The organism is Micromonospora vulcania, from assembly GCF_042658605.1.
In the GTDB taxonomy this organism is placed as follows: Bacteria; Actinomycetota; Actinomycetes; order Mycobacteriales; family Micromonosporaceae; genus Micromonospora; species Micromonospora vulcania.
In genome coordinates this window covers 18,901-37,487 of record NZ_JBHSQS010000037.1, presented here as the reverse complement: position 1 = coordinate 37,487, position 18,587 = coordinate 18,901, and the positions used below count along the sequence as shown (strand labels likewise).

Sequence of the window (18,587 nt, the reverse complement as noted above, 5' to 3'; positions counted from 1 at the left end):
GGGGGGTGGGGGGGGGGGGGGGGGGGGGGGGGGGGCGGGGGGGGGGGGGGCGGGGGGGGGGGGCGGGGGGGGGGGGGGGGGGGGGGGGGGGGGGGGGGGGGGGCGGGGCGGGTTAGGCGAGGGGGCGCTTTAGGTGGTAGCGGTGGACTTCGGTGCTGCCTTGGACGTTGTTCACGTCTTCGGCGGCGGAGACCAGCTCCCAGCCGTCCCGGCCGGCGCGGTTGAGGTGCGCGATGGCGGTGTCGCCGTACGCCGTGATGTCGGTGCGTGACCCGTCCGGGCCGTACCAGTGGAACGAGACGTGGAAATTGCGGCCCTGTCCCTGATAGCGGCGGACGAGCAAGGCGTACTCCCAGGCAACCATGCGGTCATTATGACCGTCCACCCAGGACGCCGGAACGCCGGCCGTCGCGCTTTGCCATCCGGTGAACGCGGTGTGTCAACCTGCCGGTCGGGCCAGCTCGTCGGTGATCAGGGCGGCCAGCCGGTCGAGCCCGAGGTCGATCTGCGCCGTGGTCACCGCGCTCACCGACAGCCGCAGCGCACACACCGGGGCGGTGTCGTCGTAGAAGTGCGCCATCGGCGTCCAGAGCACCCCGTAGTCGCGCGCCGACCGGTCCAGCAGCGCGTCGTCGACGACGAACGGCACGGTCACCACCACGAAGAACCCGCCGGCGGGCGTCGTCCACCGCACCACCGCCGGGCGGTCCGGCCGGTCCGGGAACCGTCGGGCCAGCCCGGCCACCAGGTGGCGCAGGTTGCGGGCGTACGCGGCCCGCTCCCGGGTGTTCGCCGGAACCAGGCTGCATCCGTGCTCCAGCAGCCGACCGCCGATCACCGCCTGCGCGATCGGTGACGTGTTCAGCGTGACCATGCTCTTGATCATGGCGAGCTGGTCGGCGAGCGGGCCGACCCGGCCGTCCGCACCGGCCACCCGCTGGTCGGCGACCACGTAGCCGACCCGTGCACCCGGCAGTACGGTCTTGGCGAACGAGCCGAGGTAGACCACGCGCCGGTCGGTGTCCAACGCCTTCAGGGTCGGTGGACGTGGGCCGCCGTCGAGGTGGAACAGCCCGTACGGGTTGTCCTCCAGCAGCAGCAGGTCCTCCTCGGCGGCCAGCTCCAGCAGCCGACGCCGGTCGGCGGCGTCGATGCTGACCCCGGAGGGGTTGGCGAAGTCCGGCATGAGGTAACAGGCGCGCGGCCGAAGCCCGGCCGCCCGGGCCCGGCGTACCTGGGCCCGCAGGTCGGCCAGGTCCACCCCGGACGGCCCGCCGGCGACCGGCCACACCGGCAGGTCCACCAGCCGGGCCGCGCCGGTCAGTCCGACGTAGGTCGGGGCGACCGCGAGCAGCACGTCCGCCGGGCCGGCCCGTAGCGCCCGCAGCACCAGGAACATCGCCTCCTGACAGCCGACGGTCACCACGATGGACTCCGGGTCGACGGTGATCGCCTCGTCGACCGCGAGGTTGCGGGCGATCAGGTGGTGCACGATGCCCTTGGTGCGGCCGTACTGCAGCAGCAGCCGCCGGGCCTGCTCGGGCCGATGCCCCAGCTCGTCGGTCAGGTGCCGGTGGAACGTCTCCAGGTGGCGGTGCACCGCCGCCACGTCGAAGAACTCCTCGTACGGCCGGCCGGCGGCCAGTGACACCGCCGCCGGATAGCGCTCGGACACCTCGTTGAGGAAGTTCATCGAGGTGAGCGCCGGGTCGTCCAGCGCCGGGTGCAGGTCGGCGACGCTTAGGTCCGCCGGCTCGGTGTCGGCCACCGGTCAACCCACCGCGACGGTACGCAGCTCGCCGGCCGCCGCCGGGTCGGCGCAGCCGGCCAGGGTGAACGCGTCGCGCAGTTCGGTGGCGAGCAACTCCAGCGCGTCCCGCGCGGCCGGCTCGCCGCCAGCGGCCAGTGCCCAGAGCAGCGGCCGACCGACCAGCACCCCGGCGGCGCCCAACGCGAGCGCCCGCAGCACGTCGGTGCCGCTGCGGACGCCACTGTCCAGGAGCACCTGGCAGCGGTCGCCGACCGCGTCGACGACCTCCGGGAGCATGGTGACGCTGGCCGGCACCCCATCCAGCTGTCGGCCACCGTGGTTGGAGACGACCACCGCGTCCGCGCCGGTGCGTACCGCCTCGACCGCGTCCCGGGGATCCAGCACACCCTTGACCACCAGCGGCAGGTCGAGGTGTTCGCGCAGCCAGGCGAGGTCCGCCCAGCGCAGTGCCGGCGCGAACGCCGCGTGGGTGTGCGCGGCGATCGCGGACACCCCGGGTGCGCCGGCGTGCGCGAGGTCGTCCCGACCGTCGGGCAGGTTCGCGGCGACCACCTCGGCCGGCAGCCGGAACGCGTTGCGCAGGTCCCGGGGACGCCGGCCGAGCACCGGTACGTCCACGGTGACCACCAGCGCGCGGCAGCCCGCCGCGACGACGCGGTCCAGCAGGTCGCGGACCAGGGCCCGATCGCGCAGCCAGTAGAGCTGGAACCAGACCTCCGCGCCGGTGCCGGCGACCAGCTCGATCGGCGTACTGCCCAGCGTGCTGGCGAGGTAGGGCACCCCGGCCGCGCCGGCCGCCGCCGCGAGGGCCAGTTCCCCGTCCGGGTGCAGCAGCCGCTGGTACGCCATCGGCGCCACGCCGACCGGCATGGCGTACGGGCGGCCGAGCAGCCGGGTGCTCAGGTCGACCGCGTTCACCCCGCGCAGCATCCGGGGCAGCACCGCGACCCGGTCCAGCGCGGACCGGTTGGCGGCCAGGGTCACCTCGGCGGCGCTGCCACCCGCGACGTAGTCCCAGACGTCCGGCGGCAGCACCGCCCGGGCTCGCGCCGCGTAGTCGTCGAGCGACACCGCCGGCTCGACGGGCAGCTCGGTCAACACCGGCTCAGCCACCCCGCACCTCCGTACCCGACGACGAACCCGGCAACCCGAACCGCTCCCGCAGGAACGCCGCCGCCCGTTGCTGCGCCCGTTGGCCGTCGGTGAAGACGCCGGGCATGGCGAAGAAGCCGTGGATCATCCCCGGGTAGTGCTCCAGCCGGGTGGGCACGTCGGCGGCGCGCAGCCGCTCGGCGTACCGCTGCCCCTCGGCGCAGAGCGGATCCAGCTCGGCGGTGATCACCAGCGCCGGCGGCAGGCCGGTCAGGTCGTCGGCGAGCAGTGGCGAGGCCAACGGGTCCCGGGCCTGCGCGGGGTCGGCCAGGTAGTGCTCCCGGTACCAGGCGACCGAGCGGCGGTTGAAGAGCGTCGGATCGTCGTCGGCCGGGCCGGCCGGCTCGCCGCTCTGGTCGGTGTTCGGGTAGACCAGCAGTTGCCCGGCGAGCCGAGGGCCGTCCGTGCGACTGAGCAGGGCGACGGCGGCGGCAAGATTGCCGCCGGCGCTGTCCCCGCCCACCGCCAACCGGGCCGGGTCCACGCCCAGCCGGTCGGCGTGCCCGGCGATCCAGCGGGTGGCGGCGTGGCAGTCGTGCACCGCGGCCGGGAAGGGGTGCTCCGGGGCCAGCCGGTAGCCGACGGTGATCACCTGGCAGGGCACCGCGTTGGCCAACCGTCGGCAGATGCCGTCGGCGGTGTCGACGCTGCCGAGCGTCCAGCCACCGCCGAAGAAGTACAGCAGGGTGGGCAGCGGTCCCTGCCCGGCCGGCCGGTACACCCGCAGCGGCAGCTCACCGGCGGGACCGGGGATCCGCTCCTCGCGTACCTCGGCCACCGGCTCGACCACCCCGCCGCCGGCGCGGATCGCGGCCAGGTCCGCGGCGCGGGCCTCGGTCAGGGTCTGCGCGTACAGCGGTGGGGTGCCGGCCGCGGCGCGGGCGGCCCGGTACGCCGCCACCTCCGGATGCAGGGCCATGCCGGTCTCCTATCCGCCGGTGCTGACCAGCAGCTTGTCGATGCCGCGCAGGAAGAGGCTGCCGCTGTACGTCGGTGTCTCGGTGACCGCCAGCCGGGGGAACCGGGCGAACAGCCGGGGCAGCGCGAGGCGTCCCTCCAGCCGGGACACCGCCGCGCCGAGGCAGAAGTGCAGACCCACCCCGAAGGCCAACGACGGCGGGCCGGCCCGGGTGGGGTCGAAGACGTCCGGGTCCGGGAACCGCGCCGGGTCCCGGTTGGCCGCCCCGATGATGATCAGCACGTTGTCGTCCCGGGCGACCGGCACGCCGCCCAGCACGGTGTCCTCCGGCGCCGCCCGGGCCAGGAAGTGCACCGGGCTCTGCAGCCGCAGCACCTCGTCGACGCAGCCCTGCGCGAGCGTCCCGTCGGTCGCCAGCGCGGCGACCGTCTCCGGGTGCTCCAGCAGCAGCGGCAGCCCGTTGCTGAACATGTAGACGGTGGTGACGAAGCTGGCGTTGAACAACACGATCAGGTTGCTGATCAGCTCGTCCTCGCTCAGCGCCACCCCACCCGTGTCCAACGCCTCGACCAGGCCGCTGATCAGGTCCTCCCCCGGCGCGCGACGGCGGTGCGCCAGCAACTCCCGGTAGAACGCGCGCAGCTCGTCCGCCGCCTCGTTGGCCGCGGCGAGCCGCTGCGGGGTCTTGCCCGCCACGTCCAGGAACTCGTCGATCCGCTCCACCCGCTCGCGGTACCAGGCCAGCTCCTGCGCCGGGATGCCGATGAACTCGGCCATCACCAGGGCCGGAATCGGGTACGCGAAGTCGGCCACGAAGTCGACGACCCCGCCCCCGGCGTCGGCCATCCGGTCCAGCAGCTCGTCCACCACGCGCAGGATCACCGGTTCCAGCGCACCCAGGCGGCGCGGCGTGAAGGTGCCGGAGAAGACGGCCCGCATCCGGGTGTGGTCGGGCGGGTTGATGAACATCATCGAGGTCTGGAAGGTACGCAGGATCTCCTGCTCCTCCCATCCCGGCGGCGGCTGCTTGGTCCACCGCGGATCGCGCAGCAGCCCGTCGATCAGGTCGTAGCCGACCGCCACGGCGGCCACCGTACGGTGCTCGGCGCGCGCCGGCACCGCGCTGACCGGCCCGAGCCGGTGCAGGTCGGCGTACCACGGATACGGATTCTGTCGGCCCTGCTCGCTGTACAGGCCGGTGAGTAGGTCCTGCACCTCCACGACGATCTCCTCCCCAGGATGTCGGTGACCGGGACGGCGGGGGTCACCCGCCGTCCCGGCCGGTGTCACAGATCCAGCAACCGCAGCGGTACGGCGTTCGCCATCGCCTGGTTGCCGGCGTCGTTCGGGTGGATGTGGTCCCCGAAGTCGTACGCCGGCAGCAGTTGGCTGGGTCGGGCCGGGTCACGCAGCACCCGGTCGAAGTCGAGCAGCCCGTCGAACTCCCGGCTGCCGCGCAGGTAGGCGTTCACGGCCTGCCGGGTGGCCTCCTTCTCCGGCGTCCACACGCCCGGCGCGCCGTGCCCCTCGTATGGGGTCAGGGTGGCCACCAGGCTGGTCAGCCCGCGCTGCTGAAGCTGCTGGTTGATCTGCCGCAGGGTGGCGATGATCGCCTCGGCCGAGTCGTTGGACATCCAGATGTCGTTGATGCCCAGGTGCGTGACCACGGTACGGACGCCGGTCTGCGGGAAGACGTCCTCGTTGAGCCGGGCCGCCGCGTTCGGGCCGAGCTGGAAGTAGCCGGGGTAGTCGCCGGCGCCCGGCTCGGGACCCTCGTGGTTGAGCCGGTTGCCGGCCAGGCTCAGGTTGAGCACGCCCGGAGTTCGCGCGTCCGGTCGGTCGGCGCGCAGCCGGTCGGCGAGCAGGTCGGGCCAGCGCCGGTTGGCGTTCACGGTGCTGCCGTTGGCGTCGCCCATCGAGTCGCTGAGCACGACCACCGCGCCGGGGGTGGCCCGGCGCTGCACGTCGATCCCGGACAGGAAGAACCAGCAGCAGGTGGGACGGATGGTGAACCCGGTGCCGTCGGCGGCCCCGGTCAGGTCACCGGCGCCGATGAAGTTGGTCTGCTGGGACTGCCCGTGGAAGGTGGTCGGCCCGGTCGGGGTCGGGAAGTGCAGGGTGACCACCAGGTCGCTGTCGTCCGCCACAGCGAAGGGCAGCGGGTCGCTGAGCAGCTCGGCGCCCCGGTTCATGGTCGCCGCGGCGGCGCCGCTGAAGCTCAGCGGGCGCAGCGAGGCCGGGTCGATGTCGGAGACGTCGTCCACGGTGGCGGTGTTGGGCTTGGCGACGGTGGCCCGACCGACCCGTACGGCCTGCTCGCCGTAGAGGTTGCTGAGCCGTACCCGCAGCGCCGGGCCACCGACCGAGACGTGCACGACCATCCGGACGCTCTGGTTGTTCAGACCGGTGTTGGTCAGCCCGACCGAGTTGCCCCGGGTGACCGCGGCGGCCCAACTGCCCGCCCATTCGGGCCGGTCCTGCCGGCCGGTGAGGGACGCGGTCGGGCCGGCGCTGGCGACGACGGCGGGTGCCCCCACGACCAGCAACGCGGTCGCGGCGGCGATGACATGCCATCTCTTCTGGATCGACATGGAACCTCCATCGTGTGGCAGCCCAGGGCCATCCGCTGACGGCTCCCGCCTGGACGATGGTTGAGAAACCTAGCCGCCGCCGTTCATGGGCGTCAATCAACCTGATCGACGTGATCAAATGTCCGCCGGGACTGTCGGATCGCCCTTCGGCCCGGTCCCGACCAGCTCTTCTGCGGCCTAGGCTCGCAGGCGGCGGCGGTGCGGTCGCCCGAGCGCGCGCCACCGCCGCGTCGTCCCCGGGAGCTGCCCGGGGACCGCTTTCTCGGATGGGGGCTGCCGGATGACTGACGGACCCGGGCACACCACGACCTACGTGGACAGGGTGCTGGACCTCTTCGCCGACTTCGGCGACCGCGAGGCGCTGGTCGGCGGTGGACGCCGCCTGACGTACACCGAGGCCGCCGCGCAGGTCCGCGCGATGGCCGCGACCCTGACCCGGCACGGCGTACGGCCCGGCTCGGCGGTGCTGGTGACCGTGGCGAACGCGGTCGAGGGCCCGCTGCTCCAGCTCGCCCTGCATCTGATCGGCTGCCGGACGATGTGGGTCGCCCCGGTCACCGCCCGTCGGGAGGTCGATGAGTTCATCCGGCTGGCCCGCCCCGACGCCTTGGTCTACGACGCCCGTGATCCGAACAGTCTGGGTCCGGAGCTGGCCGCCGCGCTGCCCGGCACGCCGGTGTGCTGCCTGGGCGCGGGCGGCGCCGCCCCGGACCCCACCGCCGACGCCGAGCCGGTCGAGCTGCCGGCGTCCGTGCCGGCGCCGGAGTCGTTCCTGCAGACCAGTGGCACCACGGGCAGCCCCAAGCTGGTGCACCACCGGCAGAGCTTCTACGAGCAGATCCTCACCCTCGCCGCCGACTTCCGCGCCGCCGGGTTCCCGCTGCTGCGGCACCTGTCGCACTCGCCGATGTGGCTGGCCAGCGGCCAGATCACCACGCTGTTCAACCTGTTCACCGGCGGCGTGCTGTTCCTGCGCGACGACTGGGACCCGGTGGCGTTCGTGGCCACCGTGCAGCGGGAACGGATCAACTCGACCTTCGTCACCCCGCCGATGCTCTACGAACTGCTGGACCACCCGGCGGTGGTCGGTGCGGACTTCTCCGCCATGTTCATGTTCAACGTGGGCGCCGGGCCCGCCGCGCCCGCCCGGCTGCGCCAGGCCATCGCACGCTTCGGCCCGGTGCTGCGCATCGTGTACGGCCTCAGCGAGGCCGTGGTGATCACCGCGCTGCCGGGGTTGACCGACGATCCGGCGCACCCGGAGCGGTTGCGCTCCTGCGGCCGCCCCTACGGGGACGTCCACATCGAGATCCGGGACGGCGACGGCACGGTGCTCGCGCCGGGCCGCGACGGCGAGGTGTGGGTGCGGACCCGGTTGAGCTTCGCCGGTTACCACGGCCAGCCGGAGCTGACCGCGCAGACGTTGGTCGACGGCTGGGTACGCACCCGCGACATCGGCCACCTGGACGAGGAGGGCTACCTCTACCTGGTCGACCGGGCACACGACATGATCGTCACGCACCGGCGGAACTGGGCCATCTTCTGCCGCCCGATCGAGGACGTGCTGGCCGGGCACCCGCAGGTGCGGGCCGCCGCCGTGATCGGCGTACCGGACGAGACGGTCGGCGAGGTCCCGTACGCGTTCGTGGTGCTCTCGCCGGACGCGACGGTGACCGGGGCGGAGCTGATCGACCTGGTCACCACCGAACTCAACGAGATGTGGGCGCCGGCCGAGGTGGAGTTCGTGGACCGACTGCCGGTCAACCGGTCGGTCAAGGTGGACAAACGGGCGCTGCGCGACCGCTATGCCGCGCGGCGGTCGGCGGCGGTCGGGGCGTGACACCCCGCCGCCAGCTGGTCGTGCTGGTCAGCGCGGATCTGGTCTCCAACCTGGGCACCCGCATCTCGGTGGTGACCATCCCCTGGCTGGTGCTCGTCACCACCGGCAGCCCGACCAAGATGGGCCTGGTCGCGTTCGCCGAGACGCTGCCATACCTGCTGTCCAGCGCGTTGGGCACACCGTGGGCGGACCGGATCGGCCTGCGTCGCACCTCGATCGTGTGTGACGTCGGCAGCGCGGTCGCCATGCTGGTCGTCGCGCTGACCCCGTGGCTGGGCTTCGCCCCGCTGGTGGTGCTGGTGGCGGTGGCCGGCGCGCTGCGCGGCATCGGGGACCGGGTCAAGCACGTGATGTTCCGCCCGGTGGCGGAGGCCGCCGGGGTGCCGCTGATCCGGCTGACCTCGGCGTACGACGGGCTGAGCCGGGTGGTGACCCTGTTCGGCGCCGCCGTGGGCGGCCTGTTGATCGCCTGGTTCGGGGTGACCGAGGCGATCCTCATCGACGCGGCCAGCTTCGGGATCTGCGCGCTGCTGATCGGCGTCCTGGTCCGCCCACCGGCCGCGCCGGCGCAGCCCGCCCAGCCGGAGAGCTACCTGCGAGCGCTGCGCGAAGGGTTCGGCTATCTGGGCCGGGACCGGCCACTGCTGGGCATGCTGGTGGTCGTCTCGGCGCTGAACATGGTGGCCAACGCCAGCGTGGCGGTCTACATCCCGTTCTGGGTGGCCCAGCAGCTACACGGTCCGAGCGGGCTCGGTCTGGTGCTGGCGGCGTTCTCGGCGGGCGCGCTGCTGGGCAACGTGCTGTTCACCGCGCTCGGGCCCCGGCTGCCCGGTCGGCTGACCTTCCTGCTCGGGGCGACGATCGCCGGCACACCCCGGCTGGTCGCGCTGGCGATCAGCGACGAGCTACCGGTGGTGCTGGTGGTGACCTTCCTGTCCGGGATCGGCATCGCGGCGGTCAACCCACTGCTCGGGGTGGCGCTCTACGAGCGGGTGCCACCGGCGTTGCAGACCCGGGTGATCGGCATCGCCGGCTCGCTGGCCTTCATCGGGCTGCCGGTCGGGGCGCTGCTCGGCGGCTGGTCGGTCGACGCGCTCGGGCTCACCCCGGCGCTGCTGGTCATGGCGGCGGCCTGCCTGCTGGTCACCGCGTACCCACTGCTGACCCGGACCGTACGCACGAACACCCCGTCGCAACCCACCCCCGCCTGACAAGCGGCGCAAAACCGGTTGCGTGCGTCGGTCGACCACTTCAGGCTCGGACGGATGAGCGCAGAATCCATCCCCGACATCGACGTAGAACTGGTACGCCGGCTGGTGGCCGAGCAGTTTCCGCAGTGGGCCGAGTTGCCGGTACGCCCGGTCGACGTCGGTGGCTGGGACAACCGCACCTTCCACCTGGGCGAGACGATGATCGCACGGCTGCCCAGCGCCGAGGGCTACATGTTCCAGGTCGCCAAGGAGCAGCGCTGGCTGCCGATGCTCGGCGTACGACTGCCCCTGCCGGTGCCCGCCCCGGTGGGCCACGGCCGGCCCGGCGCCGGCTACCCGTACCCCTGGTCGGTGTATCGGTGGATCGACGGCCGCACCGCGCGGGCCGACCGGATCGACGACCTGACCCGGTTCGCCACCGACCTCGCCGACTTCCTGCGTGCCCTGCGTGCCGTCGACGCCACCGACGGCCCGGCGGCCGGCCCGCACAGCTTCTGGCGGGGTGGGCCACTGGCCATGTACGACGCCGAGACCCGCGCGGCGATCGAGACACACCGCGACCGACTGCCCGTCGATATCGTCGCCGGCATCTGGCAGGCGGGCCTCGACGCCACCTGGGCCGGGCCGCCGGTCTGGTTCCACGGCGACGTCGCCGCCGGCAACATTCTGGTTCGCGACGGCCGCCTGACCGCCGTCATCGACTTCGGCTGCTGCGGCGTCGGCGATCCCGCCTGCGACCTGGTGATCGCCTGGACGCTCCTGCACGGCGAGAGCCGGGCCGCGTTCCGCGACGCGATCGACGTCGACGCGGCCACCTGGGCCCGAGGGCGCGGCTGGGCGCTGTGGAAGGCGCTGATCAGCCTGGACAATCCGGACCCGGCCAAGGCGGCCGAGGCCGAACACGTGCTCGGCGAACTGCTCGCCGAGCACGCCCTGTCGCGCTGAGTCCCCAGATCGCCGGCCACCTGATGACCGTGGTCGACCGCCACGCCGTCGAGCGGGCCGGGACCGCCCGCGTCGCCGGGCGGGCTGGGCGTTGTTCGTCGCGCGTTCGCCTGCTGGCCGCGAAGGCGTCGGCCCCGACGGCTACCGTCAACGCCCGCCACGTCCCGCTCTCTCCGTGCCCTCAGGAGGCCGCCGCGCATGACGTCGTCACCCACCCGCCACACCACCGCCGCGGTCACCGCCGTGCACCGGATCGGCGACAGCGCGCCGCACAGCGCGTTCACCGACCTGGTCCGACACTCCGGGAGCTGGTTCTGTGCCTTCCGCGAGGCGCGTACCCACCTCTCCGACGACGGTGTGATCCGGGTGCTGACCTCTACCGACGGCCGGTCGTGGAGGTCGGCCGCGGTGGTGCGCCAGGAGGGCGTCGACCTGCGCGACCCGCGTTTCGTCCCGCGGCCGGACGGGCGGTTGCAACTGCTGGCCGCCGCCGCCACCGGCGAGGGCACCAAGACGTTCCGGACGGTGACCGCACTCTCGGCGGACGGGCAGACCTGGGGCGATCCGGTCCCCGTCGGCGAACCGGGCGTCTGGGTGTGGCGGGCGGCCTGGCAGGACGACGCCATGTACGGCGTCGGCTACGCCACCCGTGACCCACGGTTCGCCCGGCTCTACCGCAGCGAGGACGGCATCGACCTCGAGCCGTGGGTGCCGACGCTGTTCGAGGGCGGCTACCCCAACGAGTCCGGGCTGGTCTTCGAACCGGACGGTACGGCGGTGTGCCTGCTGCGGCGCGACGGCGACAGCGCCTCCGCACAGCTCGGCCGCGCCCGGCCGCCGTACCGCGACTGGACCTGGACCGACCTGGGCGTACAGGTGGGCGGGCCGACGCTGCTCCAGCTGCCGGACGGGCGGCTCCTCGCCGGGGTACGCCTGCTCGACGGCGCGGTACGCACGGCGATCTGCGCCGTGGACGCCGAGCGAGGCGAGCTGACCGAACTGGTCGCCCTGCCCTCCGGTGGCGACACCAGCTATCCCGGCCTGGTCTGGCACGACGACCTGCTGTGGGTCAGCTACTACTCCTCTCACGAGGAGCGGACCTGCGTCTACCTGGCCGAAGTCAGCCTGTCCGGCTGAGCGGCATCGGCGTCGTCCACATCGGACGATCGACGGGACTCCAGGGTGTCGCGCCGCCGCTTCACCCGCCAGGGGTGGGAGCGGCGATGCGCTGTCCACCGCCGGTTCACTCGGTTAGCCTGCCGAGCATGTCATCGACGTTGACCGAAGCGACGGACCCGTACTGCCTGCGGCAGGGCGAGAGCGCCGACCTGCTGCGCGGGCACCCGTGGCGGCGGTTCGTGGCGCTCGGCGACAGCGTGGTGCAGGGGATGTGCGAGTCGACGCCGGGCTACCCGGACGTGCAGTGGGCCGACCGGATCGCCGCCGAACTGGCCGCCGTCCGCCCCGAGCTGGCGTACCTCAATCTCGGCCGCAGTGGGCTCCGCGCGCACGAGGTCCGCGCCACCCAACTGGCCCCGGCCCTGGCGTTCGGTCCGGACCTGGCGTTGGTGGTCTGCGGGGGGAACGACGCCTTCCGGTCCAGGTACGACGCGGACAGCGTCGACGCGGAGCTGACGGCGATGATCGTCGCCCTCCAGCAGGGCGGCTCGGACGTGATCACGGTGGGCATGTTCGACGTTTCCCACAGCCCTGCGGTGCCGCAGGCGGCACGCGCCGGGCTGGGCGAGCGGATGCGCCGACTCTCGTCCCACACCGCGGCACTGGCCGACCGCCTGGGAACCCTGCACGTCAACCTGACCGACCACCCGTTGACGGCCGACCCGACCCTCTACAGCACCGACGGCCGCCACGGCAGCGCCCGCAGCGACGCCATCGCCACCGCCGAAACCCTCCGCCGCCTCTCCCCCACCCGCCCCTCACCGCCCCGGTGATCAAGAGGTTTGCGTCACCCACCTCAGCGTTCGTGACGCAAACTTCTTGATCAAATCGGGTGGCGCCCCGGGGGGTTAGGTTTGGAGGAGGATTCCGGTTAGGAGGACTCCGTGGGCCAGGTTGAGGACGCCGTCGCAGCCGGGGTAGCCAACTCGCGCCAGGCCGCCGGAGGCTTGGCGGCCGAAGAGGTACGGGGCCAGGGTGTACGGGACGTCGGCCGTCACCGTCTCCCCCGTCTCGATCTGTACGAAGTCCATCGGCACCTCGTCGGCCGGCAGGTACTGCTGGAGGATGACACCGCCCCGGTCCACACCGGCGCGCAGCCCCTCGGCCCAGGCGGCCGGGCTCAGCTCGGGGCCGAGCAGGACGCCGTGCCCGGCCGAACCGTCGGCGGGCTTCGCCACCAGCTCGTGCTGCTCGGCGATCGCCCGGTCGAGCACCGCGGCGGTCAGCGGCACCGTGTACGGCACATGTCGCCGGATCAGCGCCTGGTCGTTGGCGGGTAGCTCGTCCACGTCCTCCCACAGCCAGGCGAAGGTGATCTTGTTGCCGAGCAGCCAGGCCGCCGCCGACACGAACATCGGCAGCGTGCCGGCGGCCAGCGCCCCGGCGACCGCGTCCAGGCCCGGGGTCGGGGTGACCCGGTTGGGCACGAAGAGCCGGAACAGCGCGTCGACCGGCGCGCCGCCGACCACCAACCGATCGTCGGCGTCCAGGGTGGCGGTGGACAGTGGAGCGATGACCAGATTGATGCCGAAGTCCTGGGCGCGTACCGCGAGGGGGTCGAGGATCCGGATGAACGTCTCCGGGTCGTCCAGGCCCGGGTAGTCGCCGTCGAAGTCCATCAGCAGCGCCACCCGGGCGCCGGCCGGCAACCGCAGCTCCTCGCGGATCGCCACGAACCGCTGGTCCAGCAGGGACGGCGCGGCCCGCACCGGCAGCCCGTCCAGGATGCCCTGCTCCTGATAGAGCTGCGCGAACCGCTGGATGACGGTGTCCGCGTCGAACCCGCCGCCGAGGCTGCTGTCGATGTTGTACTCGACGAACTTGGGCACCCCGGCGGAGAAGAGCACGTCCGGCCGGTACGCGGCCAGCAACGCCTCGGTCAGCGGCTCCGACTCGTCCAACAGCCGGGTCTCCCCCTCCGGTACGCCGAGCAACCGACGCAGCTCACCGGCGGTGCCCACCCGCCGCCGACAGGCGTCCAGGATCAGTTGGGCCAGCCGGTCGCAGACCTCGTTCAGCTCCCGCCAGGCGTCGGCGGTGAGCACCGGCGGGCGGGCCAGCCGCCACTGCTTGTTGTAGGTGGCCCGGCCGTGGAAGACCCGTTCCCAGGCCGCCGCGCCGCTGGCCACCATGGCCCGGCGGGCCGGCTCCGGCAGGTCGGTCCAGGCCTGGTCGGCCGACGGCCACGGATACTTCGGGTCGATCATGATCCGTCCTTCATGGTCAGGTGGATGGCGGTGGCGAGCTGGTCGCGACCGGGCTGCACGGCCCGGTCCAGCGCGGGGGCGAACGGCAGCACCGCCCCGTCCGGGCGGGTGACCCGGCGCGGCGGCGCGAGCAGCCGGACCCGCTCCACCACCGTCGCGATGATCTCGGCGGCGATTCCGCAGGAGCGGTTGGAGTCGTCGATCACCACGAGCCGGCGGGTACGGGCCACCGACTCGGTCAACCCGTCCCAGTCGAACGGGTGGAGCGTGCGCGGGTCGAACACCTCCACCGACACCTGGTCGGCCAGCTCCTCGGCCACGGCGAGGGCATCGTGCACCAGGTGCCCGACCGCGACCACGGTGACGTCGTCGCCGAACCGGTGGATCCGGCCCCGGCCCAGCGGCACCGGGGTCAGCGCGGTGTGGTCGACGTCCGCGCGTACGTCCATCGCCCCGGCCGGTGCGAACACCACCACCGGGTCGTCGTGCCGGATCGCGGTGACCAGCAGCCCGTACGCGTCGGCCGGCGTGGCCGGCACGGCGGTGACCACCCCGACGTGGGCGAAGAGGCTGTACGGGTGGTCCGAGTGCTGCCCGGCCCAGCCGGTACGCGAGCCGGACCCGGGCACCAGGTAGGTGACCGGCACCGCGCACTGGCCGCCGGTCATCAGCGGGAACTTGTGCGCGTGGTTGACGATCTGCTCGAAGACCAGGAACAACAGCGACGGGATCTGGAACTCGATCACCGGCCGCAGCCCGGCCAGCGCCGCCCCGGTGGCGAAGCTGGTGAACGCCTGCTCGGACAGCGGTGTGTCGCGTACCCGGTCGGTGCCGAACCGCTTGGCCAGCCCGGTGGTGACCAGTGACGCGCCGACCTGGATGTCCTCGCCGAGCAGGAACACCGTCTCGTCGCGGGCCAACTCGTCGGCCAACGCCCGGGTCAGCGCCCGGCGGTACGACAGTCGAGGCACCTAGCCACCTCCGGCGCGGGCGGTCAGGCCGCTGGCGTACAGGTACGCCTGTGCGTCGGCCGGGTCGGGTTCGGGGCTGGCCAGGGCGAACCGTACGGCCGCGTCGAGGGTCGCCTCGACCTCGGCGTCCACGGTGGCCCGGTCCGCGTCGGCGAGTCGCTCGCCCTGGATGCGTACCGGGTCCCGGGCCCGACCACGGGTCACCTCGTCGGGCGGGCGGTAGTCGAGGCGTACCGCGTGTTCGAAGGTGTGGTGGGCGTCGAAGCGGTAGGTCCGGGCCTCGATCAGCTCGGGGCCCCCGCCGGCGCGCATCCGGTCGACGGCGGCGGACGCGGCGGCGCGTACCGCCTCGGGGTCCTGGCCGTCGACCTCGACGGCCGGGATGCCGAAGGCGGCGGCGCGGCCCTCGATGCTGCCGGCCACCGCTGCGGCGACCGGCATGGTGGTGGCGTAGCCGTTGTTCTCGCAGACGAACAGCACCGGCACCCGCCAGAGCGCGGCCAGGTTGAACGCCTCCAGCAGCATCCCCTCGTTGACCGCGCCGTCACCGAAGAAGCTCACTCCGACGGTGTCCTGACCCCGGCGTCGCCGGGCCCAGACCGCACCGGTGATGATCGCCCCGGAGGCCCCCACGATGGCGTTGGCACCGAGTACGCCGATGCTGAGGTCGGCGGCGTGCATCGAGCCGCCCCGCCCGGCGTTGAGGCCGGTGACCCGGCCACACAGCTCGGCGAGCATCCGGGCCGGGTCGGCGCCCCGGGCCAGCACGTGCCCGTGCCCGCGGTGGGTGCCGGCGACCACGTCGTCGACACCCAACGCGGCGCAGACGCCGGCGGCGATCCCCTCCTGACCGAGGTAGGGGTGGATGCCGCCGACGATCTGCCCGCCGTGGACCAGCTCCACCGCCCGCTGTTCGAACCGGCGGATCAGCCGGACCGTGCGGTAGAGCCGGACCGGGTCGGCGTCGGTCACGCCGGCCCCTTGATCGCGGCCAGGATGTCGTCCCAGAGTCGGGACCGGGCGGCGAGCGCCGTGTTGACCGTGTCGGCGCACTCCTGCCACTTGGTGTCGTCGTCGCCGCACAGGTCGGCGAGCATCTGCATGGCCATCGGGGTGTGCTGTTCGCCGTCGACCTCGATGTGCCGCTCCAGGTAGTCGACGAACTTGTTCAGCCGGTTGCTGCGCTCGTTGACCGAGACGACCTGGGTGAACATGTCCGGGATCAGGTCCTCCCGGCCGAACGCGAAGGCCGCCGCCTGGCAGTGCACCGGTGTGGTCTCGATGATCTTCCAGGTGGTGGCGGCGAACGCCGCCGACGCGGCCGGCACCCCGGCCTCGGCGAGCGCGTCGGTGACCGGACGGCCGGCGCGCAGCAGGTCGATCAGGGCGTTCACGGCGGTGGTGTCCGCGCCGGCCTCCGCCATGCCCTGCACGTACAGCTCGAAGTGGCTGATGTAGCCCTCGCCCAGCTCGTCGCTCTCCTCCACCATCACGATGTCGTTGATGAGGCGGCGGCTGCCGGTCGGGCCGGTCGGGATCCACGGCACGGTGACGCAGGTCAGCTGCCGCTGCAACGACTTCAGCAGGGACATGAAGTCCCAGACCGCGAAGACGTGGTGCTCCATGAAGGTGACCAGCGCCTCGTGGGTGTCCAGGTTGGCGTAGAGCGGGTGCTTGACCACGGCGTCGCGCCGGTCGGTCACCGCCTGCTCCAGCCGCTCGATCCCCGGGTGGGTCTTACCCCAGTCGTACCGTGACATGTTCAGCCTCCCTGCTGGGCGCGGTGGCGCCAGATGACCGGGCAGTAGTCGGGGTCCGCGTAGTCCGGCCGCCCGTCGTGGGTACGGCGGACCAGCACGTCGTGGTTGTACGCGGCGAGCGTGCCGTCCGAGAGCGGATACTCCCGCCAGGCGTTGTCGCCGTCCTGCAGGTGCAGTGAGATCGCCTGTCGGGGGCGACCGCTGACGTTCGGGCCGCTGCCGTGGTAGGTGCGGCAGTGGTGGAAACTCAGGTGCCCCTTCGGGATCACGATCGGGATCTTGCGAATCTCGACGCCGTTGTGCGCCGCGTTCGCGGCCAGCATCTCCTCGAGCTGGCTGCGGTCCCGGTCGGCGAAGTGCCGCACCACGGTGTCGTCCGCGCCGATCTCCCGCCAGCGGTGGGACCCGTCGACCATGGTGATGGTGCCCATCTCCTCCCCGCAGTCGTGAAAGGGGATGAACGCGGTGAGCATCTTCTCCGACGACGAGGACGCCCAGTAGTGCTTGTCGAAGTGCCAGGGCACGATGTTGCTGGGCTCGCCGGAGATCGGCGGCTTGAGGATCAGCGTGGACTGGAAGACACGGATCTCGTCGGCCTGGGCCAGCCGGGCGGCGACCGCGCCGATCAGTGGCTTGCGCAGGATCGCGCCGAGCCCGTCGTGCTCGTGGTGGACGTAGTCGTTGTGCCGCTGCACCGCACCCTTCGACGGCTCCCAGTAGGCCAGCTTCGGCGGCCGGACCGGCAGCCTGCGGTCCCGCTCGCCGTCGTAGTAGCGCTGCGCGGCGGCGGCGAGCGCGTCCACCTCGTCGTCGGTGAGCAGCTTCTTGGACAGGTACCAGCCGTGCTCGGCGTAGTGCCGCACGTCGTCGTCCGAGGGCAGCAGTTCCTGCTCCTGCGCGGTCAACGTCGGTTCGAACCCGGTCGCGGTCACGCCCCCACCCCCTGCGGTACGACCGCCACCGCGGCCAGCTCGCGTTCCTTGGCCTCGTAGAGCGCCTTGATGTTGCCGCTGCCGAAGCCCGAGGCGCCGCGCCGCTCGATCAGCTCCAGGAAGAGCGTGCGGCGTACGTGCATCGACTCGGCGAAGATCTGCAACAGCTGGCCGCCGTGGTCGGAGTCGACCAGCACCCCCAGCTCACGCAGCCGGTCCAGCGGCGCGTCCACCCGGCCGACCCGCGCTTCGAGGGCGTCGTAGTAGCTGCCGGGGGTGCCGGCGAAGCGCACGCCCCGTCGGCCCAGCTCCTCCACCGCGCCGACGATGTCGTCGGTCCGCAGCCCCAGGTGCTGCACCCCGGCCCCGGCGTGCTGGTCGAGGAAGGCGTCGATCTGTCCGGGCCGACGGGTCCGGTCCGGCTCCAACAGCACCACGGTGACCTGCCCGGACGGGCTCTGCACCACCTTGGAGTTCATGCCCTGCCCGCCGACCTCGACGTGCTCCTCGAAGATCTGCCCGAAGTCGAACAGCCGCTGGTAGTGCCGGACCGTCTCGTCGAGCTGCCCGGGTGGCACGCAGACGGCCAGGTGGTCGATCTCGGCGAGGACGGCCTTGTCGTCCTGCGCGGCCGGTTGCGTCGGCACGATGACACCGGGCAGGAAGTCCCCCCGGTCGCCGCGCCGCTGCACCAGGCGGTGCCGTACGTCACCGAAGCCGTCCACTTCGGCGATCACCACCTCGGCGTCCGCGCCGGTGCTGGTGGTCGGCGGCGTCACCCCCGTCGCGCCCCGGCCGAGCAGTTCGGCGTACGCGGCCGCGACGTCGTCGACCTCGACCGCGACCACCGCGATGCCGTCGCCGTGGCGCTGCACGTACCGCGCCGCCGGATGCTCGGCGCTCAGCCCGGAGGTGAGCACCAGCCGGATGTCGCCGTGGCACAGCAGCAGCGAGCGCTGCCCGGCCAGCCCGGTCTCCGGGCCGCCCTGGCCGCAGAGCTGGAAGCCGACGGCGGTGCTGAAATAGAAGGCCGCCTGCCGGGCGTCCCCCACATAGAGTTCGATGTGGTCAATTCCACGGATGTCCATGTCCCTGTCCCTGAGCCCTTC

The 18,587-nt window shown here is 72.7% G+C and carries 17 protein-coding genes; 5 read left to right on the top strand and 12 right to left on the bottom strand.

Translation table 11 applies throughout. From position 1 onward, the window contains the following. Positions 1–112 precede the first annotated feature (112 nt). The 6 genes from ACFQGL_RS30575 to ACFQGL_RS30550 all read right to left on the bottom strand — a co-directional run bounded on the left by ACFQGL_RS30575 (position 113) and on the right by ACFQGL_RS30550 (position 6,406). A complete protein-coding gene (locus ACFQGL_RS30575) occupies positions 113–364 on the bottom strand; it encodes a hypothetical protein (RefSeq protein WP_377516112.1) in 252 nt (83 codons plus the stop codon). 75 nt (positions 365–439) lie between these two features. Next, positions 440–1,768: an aminotransferase class I/II-fold pyridoxal phosphate-dependent enzyme gene (locus tag ACFQGL_RS30570; protein WP_377516111.1), complete on the bottom strand. Its 1,329-nt coding sequence runs from the start codon at positions 1,766–1,768 to the stop codon at positions 440–442. Between the two features lie 3 nt (positions 1,769–1,771). Further along, positions 1,772–2,884 carry an alpha-hydroxy acid oxidase gene (locus tag ACFQGL_RS30565; protein WP_377516110.1) on the bottom strand — a complete coding sequence of 371 codons (1,113 nt, stop codon included), beginning with the start codon at positions 2,882–2,884 and terminating at the stop codon, positions 1,772–1,774. Further along, entirely contained in the window at positions 2,877–3,842 is a 966-nt protein-coding gene (locus tag ACFQGL_RS30560; RefSeq protein WP_377516109.1) for an alpha/beta hydrolase, read from the bottom strand. Before ACFQGL_RS30560 ends, ACFQGL_RS30565 begins: the two co-directional genes overlap by 8 nt. Before the next feature lie 9 nt (positions 3,843–3,851). Beyond that, positions 3,852–5,063 (bottom strand): cytochrome P450, encoded by a 1,212-nt coding sequence (locus ACFQGL_RS30555; RefSeq protein ID WP_377516108.1) that lies wholly within the window; start codon positions 5,061–5,063, stop codon positions 3,852–3,854. Between the two features lie 65 nt (positions 5,064–5,128). Then, the gene (locus tag ACFQGL_RS30550) at positions 5,129–6,406 is read right to left on the bottom strand and encodes an SGNH/GDSL hydrolase family protein (RefSeq protein ID WP_377516113.1); all 1,278 of its coding nucleotides are present in this window, start codon (positions 6,404–6,406) and stop codon (positions 5,129–5,131) included. Between the two features lie 307 nt (positions 6,407–6,713). On the opposite strand from ACFQGL_RS30550, the gene ACFQGL_RS30545 reads away from it, so the two are divergent. From ACFQGL_RS30545 to ACFQGL_RS30525, 5 genes are all read left to right on the top strand, one after another. Continuing rightward, entirely contained in the window at positions 6,714–8,273 is a 1,560-nt protein-coding gene (locus ACFQGL_RS30545; protein ID WP_377516107.1) for an AMP-binding protein, read from the top strand. Further along, positions 8,270–9,484, top strand: a complete 1,215-nt coding sequence (locus ACFQGL_RS30540) for an MFS transporter (protein WP_377516106.1) — start codon at positions 8,270–8,272, stop codon at positions 9,482–9,484. Before ACFQGL_RS30545 ends, ACFQGL_RS30540 begins: the two co-directional genes overlap by 4 nt. Positions 9,485–9,538: 54 nt before the next feature. After that, on the top strand, positions 9,539–10,429 hold the full coding sequence (locus ACFQGL_RS30535) for an aminoglycoside phosphotransferase family protein (protein ID WP_377516105.1): 891 nt from the start codon (positions 9,539–9,541) through the stop codon (positions 10,427–10,429). A gap of 198 nt (positions 10,430–10,627) precedes the next feature. Continuing rightward, the gene (locus ACFQGL_RS30530; RefSeq protein WP_377516104.1) at positions 10,628–11,566 is read left to right on the top strand and encodes a sialidase family protein; all 939 of its coding nucleotides are present in this window, start codon (positions 10,628–10,630) and stop codon (positions 11,564–11,566) included. A 128-nt stretch (positions 11,567–11,694) separates the two neighbouring features. Then, a complete protein-coding gene (locus tag ACFQGL_RS30525) occupies positions 11,695–12,381 on the top strand; it encodes an SGNH/GDSL hydrolase family protein (protein ID WP_377516103.1) in 687 nt (228 codons plus the stop codon). Between the two features lie 75 nt (positions 12,382–12,456). Here the strand turns inward: ACFQGL_RS30525 and ACFQGL_RS30520 are convergent, their stop codons facing one another. The 6 genes from ACFQGL_RS30520 to hppD are packed head-to-tail and all read right to left on the bottom strand — an operon-like array spanning position 12,457 to position 18,566. Then, positions 12,457–13,815 (bottom strand): hypothetical protein, encoded by a 1,359-nt coding sequence (locus ACFQGL_RS30520; protein WP_377516102.1) that lies wholly within the window; start codon positions 13,813–13,815, stop codon positions 12,457–12,459. Further along, positions 13,812–14,786 carry an alpha-ketoacid dehydrogenase subunit beta gene (locus tag ACFQGL_RS30515; RefSeq protein ID WP_377516101.1) on the bottom strand — a complete coding sequence of 325 codons (975 nt, stop codon included), beginning with the start codon at positions 14,784–14,786 and terminating at the stop codon, positions 13,812–13,814. The genes ACFQGL_RS30520 and ACFQGL_RS30515 overlap by 4 nt, the downstream gene beginning before the upstream one ends. Then, positions 14,787–15,758 carry a thiamine pyrophosphate-dependent dehydrogenase E1 component subunit alpha gene (locus ACFQGL_RS30510; protein ID WP_377516100.1) on the bottom strand — a complete coding sequence of 324 codons (972 nt, stop codon included), beginning with the start codon at positions 15,756–15,758 and terminating at the stop codon, positions 14,787–14,789. Beyond that, positions 15,755–16,546 (bottom strand): DUF3050 domain-containing protein, encoded by a 792-nt coding sequence (locus ACFQGL_RS30505; protein ID WP_377516099.1) that lies wholly within the window; start codon positions 16,544–16,546, stop codon positions 15,755–15,757. Before ACFQGL_RS30505 ends, ACFQGL_RS30510 begins: the two co-directional genes overlap by 4 nt. Before the next feature lie 2 nt (positions 16,547–16,548). After that, positions 16,549–17,478, bottom strand: a complete 930-nt coding sequence (locus ACFQGL_RS30500) for a phytanoyl-CoA dioxygenase family protein (protein ID WP_377516097.1) — start codon at positions 17,476–17,478, stop codon at positions 16,549–16,551. Continuing rightward, a complete protein-coding gene (hppD, locus tag ACFQGL_RS30495; RefSeq protein ID WP_377516096.1) occupies positions 17,475–18,566 on the bottom strand; it encodes a 4-hydroxyphenylpyruvate dioxygenase in 1,092 nt (363 codons plus the stop codon). The genes ACFQGL_RS30500 and hppD overlap by 4 nt, the downstream gene beginning before the upstream one ends. Positions 18,567–18,587: the final 21 nt, after the last annotated feature.